Source organism: Agaribacterium sp. ZY112, from assembly GCF_041346925.1.
GTDB lineage: Bacteria > Pseudomonadota > Gammaproteobacteria > Pseudomonadales > Cellvibrionaceae > Agaribacterium.
Map to the genome: position 1 here is coordinate 1816280 of NZ_CP166840.1, position 14984 is coordinate 1831263.

A 14984-nucleotide genomic window follows, 5' to 3' on the forward strand; every position below is an offset into this window, starting at 1 on the left:
GTTTATTAATGGCAAGTTAGTGGCTATTAAGCCGCATCTTGCCATTAATAAACACCCTTGGGAGAAATGCACCCGCATGCTTGCGGGTGCGTAAACAAGGCTTAAGAAAGGCCGAGCTTTTTCTCAAGGTAATGGATATTCACGCAACCTTCTTGGAAGGCTTCATCGCGAACTAAGTCTTTTTGTAGGTCGGTATTGGTTTTAATGCCAGACACAACAAGCTCATCTAAAGCAATTTCCATGCGCTTTAGCGCTGTTGCTCGATCTTCACCATGGGTGATGAGCTTCGCGATCATTGAGTCGTAATAAGGCGGAACTTTATAGCCTCCGTAGAGGTGCGAATCAACGCGAACACCAAGGCCGCCCGGGGCATGAAACTTATCAACCAAGCCCGGTGATGGCATAAAGGTTTTAGAGTCTTCAGCATTAATGCGACATTCAAAAGCGTGGCCCTGAAGTTTCACATCTTCTTGCTTGATGGAGAGTTTTTCTCCTGCGCATACACGAATCTGTTCACGAATTAAGTCGACGCCAGTTACCATCTCGGTTACTGGGTGCTCTACTTGAATGCGGGTATTCATTTCAATGAAGTAGAAGCCGCCGTTCTCGTATAAAAATTCAAAGGTGCCAGCGCCACGATAGCCAATTTCGATACAGGCCTTGGTGCAGGCATTATAAACCTCTTCACGAATGGCCATGTCGATGCCTGGGGCAGGCGCTTCTTCGAGAACCTTTTGATGGCGACGCTGTAAAGAGCAGTCTCTATCATAAAGGTGGATGGCGTTGCCTTGGCCGTCGCTCAGTACTTGAACTTCTACGTGACGAGGATTCTGTAGGAATTTCTCCATATAAACCGTGTCGTCACCAAAGGCTGCACCGGCTTCCGATTTGGTTACTTGGATGCTGCTCCACAGGCTTTCTATGTCGTGTACAACCCGCATACCTCGACCGCCACCGCCCGCTGCGGCTTTAATGATGATCGGCAGGCCAATACGCTCAGCAATTTCGCGACACTTAGCTTCATCATCAGGTAATTCACCGTCAGAGCCAGGGACAGTGGGTACGCCCGCTTTTTTCATGGCTTCAATAGCGGATACTTTGTCGCCCATTAAGCGAATAACATCGGCATCGGGGCCAATAAATGTAAAGCCACTTTTTTGCACTTGTTCAGCAAAATCAGCATTTTCAGCAAGGAAGCCGTAACCCGGGTGAACGGCTACAGAATCAGTGATTTCCATTGCTGCAATAATGGCAGGAATATTTAAGTAGCTCTCAAGACTGCTATTGGGGCCGATACAAACACTTTCATCTGCTAATAAAACGTGTTTTAAGTCGCGGTCTGCTTTTGAGTAAGCGGCTACGGTTTTGATGCCCAGCTCTTTACAGGCACGTAAAATACGTAGGGCAATCTCGCCACGGTTGGCGATTAGAACCTTATCAAACATGTTCTATCCTCGACTTAGGAGATGACAACCAGGGCTTGATCAAACTCAACGGGCTCGCCGTCTTTAACCAAGATTGCTTCGATAACACCGCTCTTGTCGGCTTCGATTTGGTTCATCATTTTCATTGCTTCAACAATGCAAATGACGTCGCCAGCTTTAACGCTTTGACCAACTTCAGCAAACGCGGCAGCGCCAGGGCTAGGCGAGCGATAGAAGGTACCAACCATAGGGCTGTTTACGCTGTGGCCAGCCGGTGCGGCAGGGGTTTCAACAGCAGGCGCGGCGGCTGGTGCGGCAGCAGGGGCAGGTGCGGCAACCGGAGCAGCTGCAACAGGCGCGGCTGCAACTGGAGCAGAAATAACGGCTTGAGAACCTTTTTGACCACGGCTGATGCGAACGCTTTCTTCGCCTTCTTGAATCTCAAGCTCTTCGATATTGGATTCTTCGAGTAGCTCGATTAGTTTTTTGATTTTACGAATGTCCATGGATTCCTCTCAGTACCAGACGACGAATGTCATTTGTTAGTTAGTTGCTGTAATGCGGCATTAAAGGCGAGTTCATAGCCATAGGCGCCCAAGCCGCAGATAACACCAACGGCGATATCAGATAAATATGAATGTTTGCGAAATGCTTCGCGTGCGTGCACGTTGCTAAGGTGTACTTCGATAAAAGGTATCGAGACAGCGGCAAGGGCATCGCGTAAGGCCACGCTAGTGTGTGTAAAAGCAGCGGGGTTAATAATAATTATGTCGACTTTTTCTTCACGTGCTTGATGAATGCGGTTGATCAGCTCGTGCTCCGCATTGCTTTGAAGGTGGTCGAATTCGCAGTTATGAGTTGCGCTAAGTTCGGCAAGACGCTGATTAATATCAGCCAAGGTCGTGTGGCCGTAAATCTCAGGCTCGCGAGTGCCAAGAAGATTTAAATTGGGGCCATGTAGCGCCAGTATTTTAGCCATAAACGTGCTCACAACAAGATCTCACTACGCATAGAGCGCAGCTATCAGAAAAAGTTCGGCGATTTTGCCCAAAAAAGGCAAGTCTGTCTATCGATTATGGACTATTTTCAGCAGATCACTGCTATTTCGTGAAATTTTGCCGAAGTTCATGCAGCTACTGTGTTTCTGTGGCTCTTTCCATAGCCTCGATTACAAGGCTGGGGCTGAGTATTTGTGGCAGGATTTCTGCGTCTGCATCACTGTTGGCTGGGTACATTAAATAAAGGGGTACTCCGTTGCGGCCGTAGCGATGCAAAAGGGCGCTAATTTGAGGGTCGCTGGATGTCCAGTCGCCTTGCAGCATAGCTATATTGTTATCGCGGGCAAAGCTTTGCACACTATCGATATTGAGAGCTACACGTTCGTTTAATTTGCAGGTGATGCACCAATCCGCGGTTAGATCGATAAAGACTGCCTGCCCCTCTTGGCGTAGTTCTTCGAGTAATTCGGGGCTATAGCTTTGCCAGTGTTCGGCGTTGGCTTTGCCGTGAATTTGAATGTCTCTAACGATATGCAGGGCGATTAAAACAAGCAAGGCGGCGACAGCTCGAGCTAGCCAGCGGCCCTTGGGGCTATAGCTCTTGTTAAGTAGCCACAAAGCCATAGCAAGCAAAATGCTGCCGCCAACCAGTAGCGCGCTAGCGTAAGCGCTTGTCTGTTCGCCAACGACGGCGAGCAACCAAGCTGCGGTAAGGAGAAGAGGAAAGGCCAAAAACTGCTTAAAGTGTTCCATCCACGGCCCGGGTTTAGGTAGTTTTGCGGAAAGAGCAGGGCTGTGGCTAAGCAATAAATAAGGCAGAGCCATGCCAAAACCCAAGCAGAAAAAGACTAATAGCGATACCGACATGCTTTGGCTGAGGGTAAAGCCAATGGCGCTGGCCATAAACGGCGCTGTGCAAGGGCTGGCTACTACGGCTGCGAGTACGCCGGTGAAAAAAGAGGCCGAGACACCATTGCCGTTGACTAGGTTTTGGCCGAGCCCCATGAGGCTTGTGCCAATTTCAAATAGACCAAAAAGATTGAGGGCCAGTAAAACAAATAAATAGACTAAGCAAGCCACAAAAATCGGTTGCTGTAGTTGAAAGCCCCAACCTAATTGGGCTCCGGCACTTTTGGCAATACTGATGATAAAGGCAACCAATAAAAACGAAGCAACAACACCTGCTGTGTAAGCCCAGCCATTAATGCGATGCTGTTTGGCGTTGCCAGCCGATAGTGTGAGTGCTTTTAGGCTCAGAACAGGGAATACGCAGGGCATTAGATTGAGGATCATGCCGCCGACAAGAGCCCCAATCAGAATAACGATTAAGCTAGATGATGTGTCGGGAGCGCTTGGTATAGGTTCAGGGGCATTGGTAACAGGGGCATTATTTACTTGGGTGCTAATGCTACTTTGATCGGTTGGGCTTAGCGTCCCATTGCTGTATTTAAACCACTGCTTTCTTGGGGGGTAACAAAGGCCCGCATCAGCACAACCTTGCGAATGCAGTTCGATAACTGCCCCTTCACTATTGGGGGGTAATAGTGCGCTGAGGTTTAGGTTGTGATAATAAACTTCAAGCTCTTCTTCAAATATCTCGTCGTATTTTTTCTTGCCAGAGGGCACCTCAAAATCGAGTTTACTGCGCTGCCCGTCTTGAATTAGCTCGAGCTTGAGCTGGTGCCGGTATAGATAATAGCCCTCGGCAATCGTCCATAGGAGCTCTACTTGCCGCCCTTCTATAAAGCTTTCTACTTGATAAGCCTTTTCTACGGGTAGGAAACTGTCTTCTTGCTCAAATAAGCCTTGGCCCCAACTGAGGCAAGAGAGTAGGCATAGGGTGATCATACCCAGGCTCTGTATAAGTGTTTGTCGGCTTGATTTGAAAATGGTGCTGTGCAGCATAAGGAATGTGTATCCTGACAAGAAAATATTGCGTGGCCAGTATAGGATACTTAGCCTTTATCGTTGTTTAAAATATTTGTCGCGACATAGTGCCATTTATTACGGCATGTTTTAGAAATTTAAAGGTAAATTATGAAGTTTGTCATTGTTTTCGTGCTAGCAGCCTTACTTACTGCTTGTGGTGCTAGTACGCCAACTAAATCTGAGCAAGAAGCTGTGGCCCCCTCTGCGCCGCTTACCGGTGTGGTGCCGACAATGGCCGACACGATGATTGCTAAAGCTGATGCCTTATTTAATGTTGGTCGCTTACTAGAGCCTGAACAGGATAATGCGTATTTATATTACCGTGCGGCGTTGATGCTTGAGCCGAAAAGCAGTACTGCCATGGCTGGTATGCAGGCGATTATGCTGGCAGAACTTGAAAAGGTGAATGAGCTTATGGCTAAGGGGCGGCTTGCTCAGGCTCAGCGTCAGCTTAAGCAGTGCTCGGCCCTGTTTCCTGGTGAGCCGAGTGTTGAGCGTGTTCAGGTTGAGCTTGATGGGTTGAAGAAAAAACGCAATCTGCGTCCTCAAGCGACAGTTAAGGTTGCAGAGCCCACTTCTCATATCGAGGTGATCAAGTTAGATGGCGCGGATCTGCGTGCTCGAAATGAGAGTGTCAAAAGCTTGCTAGTGGGGGTGGCTTTGCAAATCAAGCATACCCATCAGGGCTTGATGATTTATGCCCGTTCAGACGCTGAGGGGCGATGGATTTACAAGCAAATGCGCGAGGCCGTAACAGGTTATCGAATTCGTGGAGATATACGTATAGGTGGGCCTGAATTACATTTGCTTGAGCCATTCGAGTAATCAAGATCGTTTTTTCTAAGGCCTGCGAACTAATGGGCTCATGCTATGCACATGTGGTGTAGAATGAGCCTTCGTTGTTGTTTTTATTGATATGGATTTCCAATGAATAGTATTCGTCAGTGGTGGAGTGAAAAGTGCGCGAACGTGCGTCGCTCATTCTATGAATCGAATAAAGTGTTTAAGTTGTTGTTAAGTGCGGTGGGCATATATCTCTTGCTTGCCATGCTTGTGGGGATGTATTGGAGTCTTGAGCCTGACGAATTTGATGTGTTGGAGCGGGCCCAAACTGAATCTTCGATAGCAAGCCCTGAGTTGGTTGCCGGTGTGGCAACAAGCTCATCGCTTATTGGCGTGGTTGATACATTGCTTAATAAGTCTGGCGGCTACTTGAGTAATGATGCTACGCCGCCAGGGATATGGCTTGATAATATCCCTAACTGGGAATACGGGGCTCTTATTCAAGTACGTGATTTAACTAAAGCCATGCGTGAAGCGTTTAGTCGTTCTCAGAGTCAAAGCACCGAAGATAAAGCCTTGGCTTTGGCTGAGTCGCGCCTGAACTTTGATCATCGCAGCTGGTTATTGCCCCCGAGTGAAAGTGAATATAAAGAGGGTATTGGCTATCTTCGTGACTACTTATCGCGCCTTACGGATGATGATCATAGCAATGCGCAGTTTTATGCTCGCTCTGATAATTTACGTTACTGGTTGAGCTCTGTAGAAACTCGCTTGGGGAGTTTAAGCCAGCGTTTGAGTGCTAGTGTTGGTCAGCGTCGAATTAATTTAGATTTGGCAAACGTCGAGGTTGCGCGTCAAAGCACCAGCTCTGCATCTGAGCTTATTGTGAAGACTCCGTGGAATGAAATTGACGATGTCTTTTATGAAGCAAGAGGCAGTGCTTGGGCGTTAATTCATTTCTTGCGAGCACTTGAGGTGGATTTTGCCGAAGTCTTAGAGAAGAAAAATGCACGAGTCAGCGTGCAACAAATTATTCGTGAGTTAGAAGGTACTCAGCAAACACTTTATAGTCCAATGGTGCTTAACGGCAGTGGTTTTGGCATGTTGGCCAATCACAGTTTGGTGATGGCCTCTTATTTATCTCGCGCCAATGCGGCGATTATTGATTTGCGTGAGTTACTGGAAAAAGGCTAGCGTTTTAAGCCTGCGAGCCGGTATGAATCGGCTCGCAGTATTTTCTTTTTAGTTCGATTTTAGCTCTAGGTATTGCTCTTCCCTTAAACGCGGCCCGTATTGGCTTACTACGATAGCGGCAGAGCGGTTTGCCAGTTTAGCTGCTTCTTCGTAGCTTGCGCCTTCGCAGAGTGCGTGTAAAAACGTGCCTGCAAACATGTCACCAGCACCGTTAGTGTCAACAGCCTTGGCTTCAACCCCATCAACAGTACTCAAATTCTGCCCATCGTAAATGAGGGCACCCTTGGCACCAAGGGTGATCGCAAAGCTCTGGGCGCAGGCTTTTAATACTTCTGCAGCATCGTCAATGTTATCGCTTTTTGTGTAGGCCAGTGCTTCAGCTTCATTACAGAATAATAAATCGACGCCGTCGCCAATCATGCTACTTAAGCCTTCATGGAAAAACTGCACCATGGCTGGATCACTTAACGATAAAGCAACTTTTACTTTGTGCTTATGCGCAAGCTCGCGCAGTTTAATCGCTGCCGGGCGGCCAGTCTCTGAGGTCACTTGATAGCCTTCTATATAAGCCCAGCGGCTTTGGCTAAGTGCATCTTCATCGATATCTTTAGTGCTGAGTTGCTCACTTATGCCAAGGTAGGTGTTCATGGTGCGTTCAGCATCGGGAGTAATTAAGACTAAACACTTACCTGTAATGCCTGTATCGACACCGTTGTTATTATGAAAGGCAACATTGGCGGCACTTAAATCGGCTAGGTAGTGTTTGCCGTTTTCGTCGTTAGCGACCTTGCAGCTATAAAAACACTTAGAGCCAAAATAGCTAGCTGCAATCACTGAGTTTGCGGCCGAGCCGCCTGAGCTGCGTTTGGAGTGTACAAGGTGCTCGCTTAGGGCGTTCATTAGCTCATGCTGTCGAGCTTCATCGACTAAAGTCATAACGCCTTTGTCGATGTTAAAGGTGGCAAGATCGGCATCGCTGACTTCAATTTCAGTATCGAGCAGGGCTGCGCCTAAGGCGTAGATATCGTATTGGCTCACAATCAATTCTCTAGTGAATTTAAAAGCGCGAGTGTAGCAAAACTGGGCATGAACGCGCAGTTAAAGTACATGCTTTAGTCGCTTAATGTTTTGATAGCGCCTGAAATATAGGCTTAAATTCGTTAAATACATAGAAATACTCAACCTTTATATAGGTATATGGTAGTTTTCTTCAGCGCCTTACTGGATCGGGCCGGTTTTTGCTAATTACTCTTCTATAGTTATATTTATGCTTGCCTTATTGGGGCGGATTTGAGGGAAATCTATGTCAAAGCTCATTCGTGAACACGAGGATAACGCTGCTGAAGTGGTTTCTTCTGCGCCTATCTTGTCGTCTTCCGCGATTGTAGATCTGCTTAAGGGATGCCAGGGCTTGGCTCGAGATCATGTTGAGAGAGCCTTTGATGTGTTTTTAAAGTCACTCTTTGATGCCTACGATATTGAAATTGATAAAGCCAAGTCTAATGACGAGTCTGTTAAGTTGATGGCTATGCAGCGCTCTATTCGCAAAAATGCAACGGAGTTAAAGCATCAATTTTGTGGGCATTTTTTAGAGGGTTTTGTTCGCTTTAGTAAAAAAACATTGAATACCAGCATTGGTTCCGGTGAGAGTGATGAAGGGGGAAAGCTCAGCATTATTGAAAATGAAGAGCTAGAAGAGAGCATTGCTATTAGCTCTATTACCCAGCGAGTGGATACCTATTTTTCCGAACCATTATGGGCTTTGAATCAGCGCTTTTCCGTATTAAATGGCGGTGTGCCTGTGACAGAAGCCAATAACCCTGCCTCACCTATTCAGTACTGTGATGCTTTGCGCAGTTGCTTAGATTTACTTGAGCTCAGTGCCAGTGCCAAGCTACTGGCTTATAAAGTATTTGATCTTCAGTTGTTAAATTTATTTAAGTTGGTGTCTGAAGACATCAATAGTTATTTAGGGCAGCAGGGAGTGCTGTCGAATATCAAATATAGCCTGCCAAAAGAGGCAGCTCCAAAATCATATTTGGCTGAAGAGGGGGATACCTTTGGTCGCCGTCAAGAGGATTACGGTATACAGCGTGCTGAGCCAAATCCAGAGGCCTCACCTGAGCAGTATCAGGCTGAACTGGTTTCTGCAATTCGCAGTTTAAATCAGCAGCTTAAAGCTGGGGTGGTTAGTGCCGCTTCTGTCGCTTCAGGGCCGGCCTATACGGTGCCTCAGCTTGTGCAAGCGCTCGGTGGTTTGCAGGTTCAGCCTCAGGCCCTGCTCAACTTGGAAAATGCAGAGCCTGGTAGTTTGGTGCCACTCAATGTTGGCGCTGCTGCTAGCGATGTTCAGCACTCTTTAAGCGACGCCGGTGAAGCTGGCTCGGTTAAGCAAAGTGACATGGAAACCATCGACTTGGTCGGTATGGTTTTTGAGTACATGCTTAATGATGAAAATATCCCTGATGCAGTGAAGACCTTGTTGAGTTATTTACACACGCCGTTCCTTAAGATTGCGTTTATTGATCATGACTTTTTTGAAAGTACGGAGCACCCTGCACGTGTTTTGTTAAACACCTTGGCGGACGCAGGTTCAAAGTGGGTGCAAAATAACGGCAGCTCTCAATTTGATATGTATGATCAAATTCGCGGCACTGTTGATCGTGTGCTTAAAGAATTTGATAAAGACGTTAAAGTTATTACGACGCTGTTATTTGAATTTAATAGCTATGCCAAAAAAGCTCAGCGTAAGCAGGAGCTAACCGAGAAGCGAGCTAAAGAGAAGGCTGAAGGTGAAGATAAATTGCGCGAAGTAAAGCTTCGCGTGAATGTACATATCCGTAAATATATTAATGGTCATGAATTACCGTCCGCTATTTTGTTGTTATTGCTGCAGCCCTGGTCGGATTATTTAGCCTTTATTTTATTGCGTCATGGTAGTGAGAGTCAGTCCTGGAAAGATGCTACGAGGGTGGTTGAAGCTATTCTATGGTGTGTTCAACCTAAAAAAGACCCAACTTTGGTTGGTCGTCAGGTTAAAAATACAGCCAAAGTGATAGAAGCCTTAAGGCAGGGCTTTGAGGTTATCGGCTATGACTCAGCTAAGGCCGAAAAGCTTATTGTGGCTTTTTCTAATATGTCTAAATTGGCGATGAAGGCGAAAAAAGCTGAGCCTGCGCCTGAGCCTATGCGTGAAGAAATGGTGCGTAAATCTGCTGAGAAGGCTGGGGACAATGCTGGGGCTGAGGAGGGTATGAGCCCTGAAGAAGCGCAAATGGTCGAAAGCCTTAAGATGATTGAGTTTGGCACTTGGTTTGAGTTTGAAGATGGCAAGCGTTTAAAGGTTGCTTGGTATAACGGTCGAACGTCGCACTATATGTTTGTTGATCAGATGGGTAAAAGGGTCAATATGGAAAGTGGTTTAGTGCTGGCGAGGAAGATGATTCAAGGCTCGGTCAAAGTGATTTCAGGTAGCTCTAAGCCCTTCTTTGAAAGAGCACTGGAAAATATTTATCACAAATTACAAGAGCAGGCCGGTGACAGTGCCGGAGCTGAAACTGCTAAAGCTGAATAGTCTGGCGCCTAGTATGCAACATATAGCGGGTGTTTATTATGAGTAGTGAGCTTCGCAGGCATGAGCGCCACCCGATTGAGCGTTCTCTAGTGGTAAAAAATAGCCTGACAAATAAAAGCCTTGGCATGCTTGTGAACTTGAGTCGTGACGGTTTGATGTTACTTGGAGCTACTCAATTAAATGAGGGCGGCGTTTATCAGGTGCAAATGGAGTTTCCCGACCAGGCTTTATTGCATTTAGGTTTGGAGTGTCTTTGGTTAAATGACTCGACTGAAAGCGATAAATCTTGGGCGGGTTTTAAAATTATCGATATTAGCCCAGAGGGGCGAAGCCAGCTTGAGAGTTATATCTCACAAATTTAATAAATCTCTCAAGCTGCTTGGTTTTATTTTAGGCTTTGAAATACTTTTGCTGCTGCGGCGATGGTTGCATCTACATCAGCTTCACTGTGGGCTGAGGATAAAAAGCCGGCTTCGTAACATGCTGGGGCTAAATAAACGCCTTGTTCTAACATACCGTGGAAAAACTGATTAAAGCGTTCAATATTGCCACTCATTACCTGCTCATAATTACTCACACTTTCCGCTTCGGTAAAGAAGCAGCCCCACATTGAGCCAACGTGGTTGGTGGTAAATGGAATGCCTGCTGCATCGGCTTCTTTTTGCAAGCCAGTCACCAAACGTTTGGTTAGCTTAAATACTTTATCGTAAAAGCCCGGTTCTTCAATGAGTTCAAGTGTCTTAAGGCCTGCGGCCATGGCTACAGGGTTACCGCTTAAAGTACCGGCTTGATAAACCGGGCCGACTGGGGCGATGTAATCCATTATTTCTTGTTTGCCGCCAAAGGCGCCAACGGGCATACCGCCGCCCATGACTTTACCGAGGGTGGTTAGGTCTGGCTCTATATTGTAATAGCTTTGAGCACAGCCTAGGCCTAGGCGGAAGCCAGTCATTACTTCGTCAAAAATAAGTACACTGCCCGCATCGGTGCAACACTGGCGCATTGTTTCAAGAAAGCCTTCGCTTGGTGGAATGCAGTTCATATTGCCAGCCACCGGCTCTACGATCACGCATGCGACTTCATTGCCAAATTCAGCAAAAGCCTGCTTAAGCTGTTCTGGGTCGTTATAAGTCAATGTTATTGTGTGTGCGGCGAGGGCGGCAGGCACCCCAGGTGAGCTCGGTAGACCTAAGGTTAGGGCGCCACTGCCGGCTTTAATTAGTAAACTATCACTATGGCCGTGATAGCAGCCTTCGAATTTGATGATTTTGTCGCGGCCAGTAAAGCCTCGTGCGAGTCGAATAGCGCTCATAGTGGCTTCGGTGCCGGAGCTTACAAAGCGAACCTTTTCGACTGAGGGCACAAGGGAGCACACTTTTTCTGCAAGTTCGGTTTCAATTGTTGTGGGCGCACCAAAGCTTAAGCCGAGTTTTAGTTTTTCACTAACGGCCTCAATAACATCTGGATGGGCGTGGCCTGCAATCATCGGGCCCCACGAGAGTACGTAGTCGATATAGCGCTTAGCGTGGACATCGTAGATATAAGGGCCTTCGGCTCGCTCTATAAAAATAGGTTCACCACCAACAGCTTTAAAGGCGCGTACTGGGCTGTTTACGCCGCCGGGAATAACTTGTTGGGCTTGTTCAAATTCGGTGCTCATTTTTTCTCCTAAGCAGGCTGTTTTAATACAACCAAAATAACAGCGGCTATCAGTACGACTACGGGTAGCTCATTAAAAATTCTAAAAAATACATGGCCGGGTACTTGTTCGCCACGAGCAAAGCGCTTCATATAGTGGCCGCACACAAAGTGATAAATAACTAGGCTTGCAACGAGGGCTATTTTTATCCAGAACCAAGTTGCCTGACTGTAATAGGCCCACATACCACCGTGAAAGGCGGTGCCGAATCCCAGTAAAATGGTTGCTATCATTGAGGGGGTGCCGATGCCTCTATAGAGTTTGCGCTCCATAACTTTAAAGCGCTCTTTTCCTGCTTCATCATCTGTCATTGCGTGATAGACAAAGAGACGAGGCATATAAAAAAGCATTGCGAACCAACAGACAACGGCAATAATGTGAAAACTTTTAAGCCAGAGCATCTCGCATTTCCTTGGGTTGATAATGGTTTTGAATATCTTGCAGGCTCACAATGCCGTGCACAGAGCGGTGCGATAAGCTACTAGAGCTTACATAAAGCACTTCACACTGGCTTCTCTTAATCAGTTTCAGTGCATCGTAAAGAGATTCCGACTCCGATATACGCTGCATAAGATGGCGGCGCCCTGGAACTTCATTGAGCTGGATGAGTGCTTCGCCCTTGAGTACATCCTCTGGTGCACTATCTATAAAACTGGCAAGGTCACTTGCCCACAGTGAATATAAATAATCCCCCTCGCTAAATACCACCCAGTTTGGAGCTGTGCTTAAGATATAGCGCGCATCTTCAATGTTGATACGGGCGTCGGCAATAATAAATTTTCTATCCATGGTGTTGACGATACTGGCTCGGCGTAGTGCTCGGGCAGCGGGCCCCAGCTCTATGTCTCGCCCTGTCATGCGCAGTTGTTCGACAAAAATACTGCTGACTTTAAAAAAGGTGCGTGTGTTAATGCTGCTTACAACAATGATTAACATGGCTGGAAAAATAATATGAGGGTTGTCGCTGAGCTCAACAACGGCCACCAAGGCGGCTAGTGGTGCATTAATGGTTGCGGCCATCATGCCGGCCATGCCTAGGAGTGCGTACAGGCTTAGATTTATATTGAGGTTGGGCATAAGTAATTCAACAATACTGCCGACAGCAGCACCAACGCAGGCGCCAATTAATAACGAGGGGCCAATAAGGCCTCCTGGTATGCCTAGCGCTACAACGGCGGGGCTTAGCAGTAGCTTGGCCAGCGCGATAAAGATAAGCGTACTGATAAGTAGCTGGCCTTCAATGGCTAAGTGGATGGTGTCATAGCCTAAACCCATCACTTGAGGCACAGGCCAAGCAATGGCTGCAGTTAAGGCGCCTGCGAGCATAATGCGCAAGCTAATAGGCCAGCGAGCGATACGAGCAACCCATAGGTGAATGCGGATATAGCTTCCGGCTAAGGCTGCGATAATAAAGCCGCAAAATACGATCAGGCTCAATTCCACTAAACTGTTTAAACCGCCGTTTTCGGCATCAAAAGCAACGGTTTCGCCAAGCAGTGTTTGGCTGATTGCGGCGCCTATGACTGAAGCTAGAATTACAGGGACAAAACCAATAATACTGTACTCCATTAAGATCACCTCCATCGCAAAAATGACCCCTGCAAGTGGTGTATCAAAAGAGGCTGCGATACTAGCTGCGACACCACAAGCGAGTAGAGTTTGCATGCTATTGTTAGGCAAACGCAGCCACTGTCCTAGTTGACTAGCCGCGCCAGCACCTAAGTGAACGGCAGGGCCTTCGCGGCCAACACTGTGGCCGCTGCATATAGCCAGTACGGCTAAACCAAATTGTGCTAGCCAGTTGCTCATCGGCAATTGGCCTTGGTGATTGTGCAGGCGATCAATGACGTGGGCGACACTGAGCTGGCGTTGATATTTATTTAATCGATGAAAAATTAATGCGATAAGCGCGCTGCCACCAAGCAGTAGAGAGGTGCGTTGAAGAGGGCTTAATTCCTCAAAGCTGTCGGCGCTACTCATGGGCAGAAAAAGATCGGGGCTTTCAAGGGCCAGCCGGAAAAGTACGATAAGTAGGCCGCATAAGGCCCCCACCACAATAGCAATGGCGCTGAGCTGGGGGAGGGCATCAACTTGAGCAAGAGATAGCCGCAGTTGGTCGAGCCTTGTTTGAATAGCGTTGCGAAGAGGCATGTACTTAGTCGTGTAGAAACGAGTCAGGTTGGCTATTGTACACAGTCATGACCAAAGCTTGTGAAGCTAGGCATGATTTTTTGTGAGTGAGGGCTTATCATTAGGCCCCTTTTGATTCGGCGTAGTGCTGAATTAACTATAAACATAGAGGAAAGCTTGTGATTAAAGCCGCCATTGTTGGTGCGACGGGTTATACCGGCGCCGAATTGTTGAGATTGTTAGCCCGTCATCCGCAGGTGGAGGTAAGTGTTGTTACCTCTCGTGCTGAAGCCGGTAAGCGCATCGACAGTTTGTTTCCAAGCTTGCGAGGCGTGATTGATCTTGAGTTTGTCGCTCCTGAGTCCGATGCGCTATTGGGCTGTGATGTGGTCTTTTTTGCCACGCCTCATGGCGTTGCTCAGTCGATGATGAAGCCGTTGGTTGATGCCGGTGCTCGTGTTATCGATCTCAGTGCGGACTTTCGTATTAAAGATATTGCTTTATGGGAGAAGTGGTACAGTCAAGCCCATGCTTGCCCTGACTTGGTCGAAGAGGCCGTTTATGGTTTGCCTGAGTTAAATCGTGAGCAGATTAAATCGGCTCAATTGATTGCTTGCCCTGGTTGTTATCCTACTTCCGTGCAGTTGGCTTTATTGCCTTTGCTACAAGCCGGTTGGGTCGATACAAGTACTATAATTGCTAATTCTGCTTCTGGTATTAGTGGTGCAGGTCGCAATGCAAAGACCGGTTTACTTATGGCTGAAAATTACGACAGCTTTAAGGCTTACGGTGTTGCAGGGCATAGGCACTTGCCGGAAATTTCTCAAGGCCTTAAGGCAATGTGTGCTGATAAGAGTGCCGAGCTTGGCTTGACCTTTGTGCCGCATCTGCTGCCGACGATTCGTGGTATCCACTCCACTATCTATGTGCGTGCGAACGAAAAGGCAGGTGATTTACAGTCACTCTTTGAGGCACAGTACAGTGATGAGCCCTTCGTAGATGTATTGCCTCAAGGTATGTACCCTGAAACACGCACAGTTAAAGGTACTAATATGTGCCGTCTTAGCGTTGAAAATCCTCAGGATGAGGGGATGTTGGTTGTGATGTCAGTGATTGATAACTTAGCTAAAGGAGCCTCAGCTCAAGCTGTTCAAAACTTAAACCTGATGTTTGGTTTTACCGAGACTGAAGGTCTAGAACAGATCGCACTGCTGCCTTAGCAGCTTGTTGATTATGAAGGTGGTGTAAAAGGC

At 47.2% G+C, this 14984-nt stretch carries 13 protein-coding genes; 5 read left to right on the plus strand and 8 right to left on the minus strand.

The features are described from left to right. Window positions 1-101: 101 nt before the first annotated feature. The 4 genes from accC to AB1S55_RS07945 all read right to left on the minus strand — a co-directional run bounded on the left by accC (window position 102) and on the right by AB1S55_RS07945 (window position 4270). Window positions 102-1445 (minus strand): acetyl-CoA carboxylase biotin carboxylase subunit, encoded by a 1344-nt coding sequence (accC, locus tag AB1S55_RS07930; protein ID WP_370981270.1) that lies wholly within the window; start codon window positions 1443-1445, stop codon window positions 102-104. 14 nt (window positions 1446-1459) lie between these two features. Continuing rightward, a complete protein-coding gene (accB, locus tag AB1S55_RS07935) occupies window positions 1460-1930 on the minus strand; it encodes an acetyl-CoA carboxylase biotin carboxyl carrier protein (protein ID WP_370981271.1) in 471 nt (156 codons plus the stop codon). A gap of 29 nt (window positions 1931-1959) precedes the next feature. After that, window positions 1960-2403 (minus strand): type II 3-dehydroquinate dehydratase, encoded by a 444-nt coding sequence (aroQ, locus tag AB1S55_RS07940; protein ID WP_370981272.1) that lies wholly within the window; start codon window positions 2401-2403, stop codon window positions 1960-1962. Between the two features lie 154 nt (window positions 2404-2557). Further along, window positions 2558-4270, minus strand: coding sequence for a protein-disulfide reductase DsbD family protein (locus AB1S55_RS07945; RefSeq protein ID WP_370981273.1), 1713 nt, complete (start codon window positions 4268-4270; stop codon window positions 2558-2560). Window positions 4271-4459: 189 nt separating this feature from the next. Between AB1S55_RS07945 and AB1S55_RS07950 the strand changes: the two genes are divergently transcribed. Next, window positions 4460-5176 (plus strand): hypothetical protein, encoded by a 717-nt coding sequence (locus AB1S55_RS07950; protein WP_370981274.1) that lies wholly within the window; start codon window positions 4460-4462, stop codon window positions 5174-5176. A gap of 102 nt (window positions 5177-5278) precedes the next feature. Then, the gene (locus AB1S55_RS07955) at window positions 5279-6328 is read left to right on the plus strand and encodes a DUF2333 family protein (RefSeq protein WP_370981275.1); all 1050 of its coding nucleotides are present in this window, start codon (window positions 5279-5281) and stop codon (window positions 6326-6328) included. A gap of 48 nt (window positions 6329-6376) precedes the next feature. On the opposite strand, the gene AB1S55_RS07960 is transcribed toward AB1S55_RS07955, so the two are convergent. Beyond that, a complete protein-coding gene (locus tag AB1S55_RS07960) occupies window positions 6377-7366 on the minus strand; it encodes an adenosine kinase (RefSeq protein WP_370981276.1) in 990 nt (329 codons plus the stop codon). Between the two features lie 265 nt (window positions 7367-7631). Between AB1S55_RS07960 and AB1S55_RS07965 the strand changes: the two genes are divergently transcribed. Both AB1S55_RS07965 and AB1S55_RS07970 read left to right on the plus strand, forming a co-directional pair. After that, on the plus strand, window positions 7632-9902 hold the full coding sequence (locus AB1S55_RS07965) for a DUF1631 family protein (RefSeq protein ID WP_370981277.1): 2271 nt from the start codon (window positions 7632-7634) through the stop codon (window positions 9900-9902). Between the two features lie 38 nt (window positions 9903-9940). Further along, entirely contained in the window at window positions 9941-10264 is a 324-nt protein-coding gene (locus AB1S55_RS07970) for a PilZ domain-containing protein (RefSeq protein ID WP_370981278.1), read from the plus strand. A gap of 23 nt (window positions 10265-10287) precedes the next feature. Here the strand turns inward: AB1S55_RS07970 and hemL are convergent, their stop codons facing one another. The 3 genes from hemL to AB1S55_RS07985 are packed head-to-tail and all read right to left on the minus strand — an operon-like array spanning window position 10288 to window position 13752. Beyond that, entirely contained in the window at window positions 10288-11562 is a 1275-nt protein-coding gene (hemL, locus tag AB1S55_RS07975) for a glutamate-1-semialdehyde 2,1-aminomutase (protein ID WP_370981279.1), read from the minus strand. A gap of 8 nt (window positions 11563-11570) precedes the next feature. After that, entirely contained in the window at window positions 11571-12002 is a 432-nt protein-coding gene (gene hemJ, locus AB1S55_RS07980) for a protoporphyrinogen oxidase HemJ (RefSeq protein WP_370981280.1), read from the minus strand. After that, on the minus strand, window positions 11989-13752 hold the full coding sequence (locus AB1S55_RS07985) for a chloride channel protein (RefSeq protein ID WP_370981281.1): 1764 nt from the start codon (window positions 13750-13752) through the stop codon (window positions 11989-11991). Before AB1S55_RS07985 ends, hemJ begins: the two co-directional genes overlap by 14 nt. Window positions 13753-13910: 158 nt before the next feature. Between AB1S55_RS07985 and argC the strand changes: the two genes are divergently transcribed. Further along, window positions 13911-14951: an N-acetyl-gamma-glutamyl-phosphate reductase gene (gene argC / locus AB1S55_RS07990; RefSeq protein WP_370981282.1), complete on the plus strand. Its 1041-nt coding sequence runs from the start codon at window positions 13911-13913 to the stop codon at window positions 14949-14951. Window positions 14952-14984: the final 33 nt, after the last annotated feature.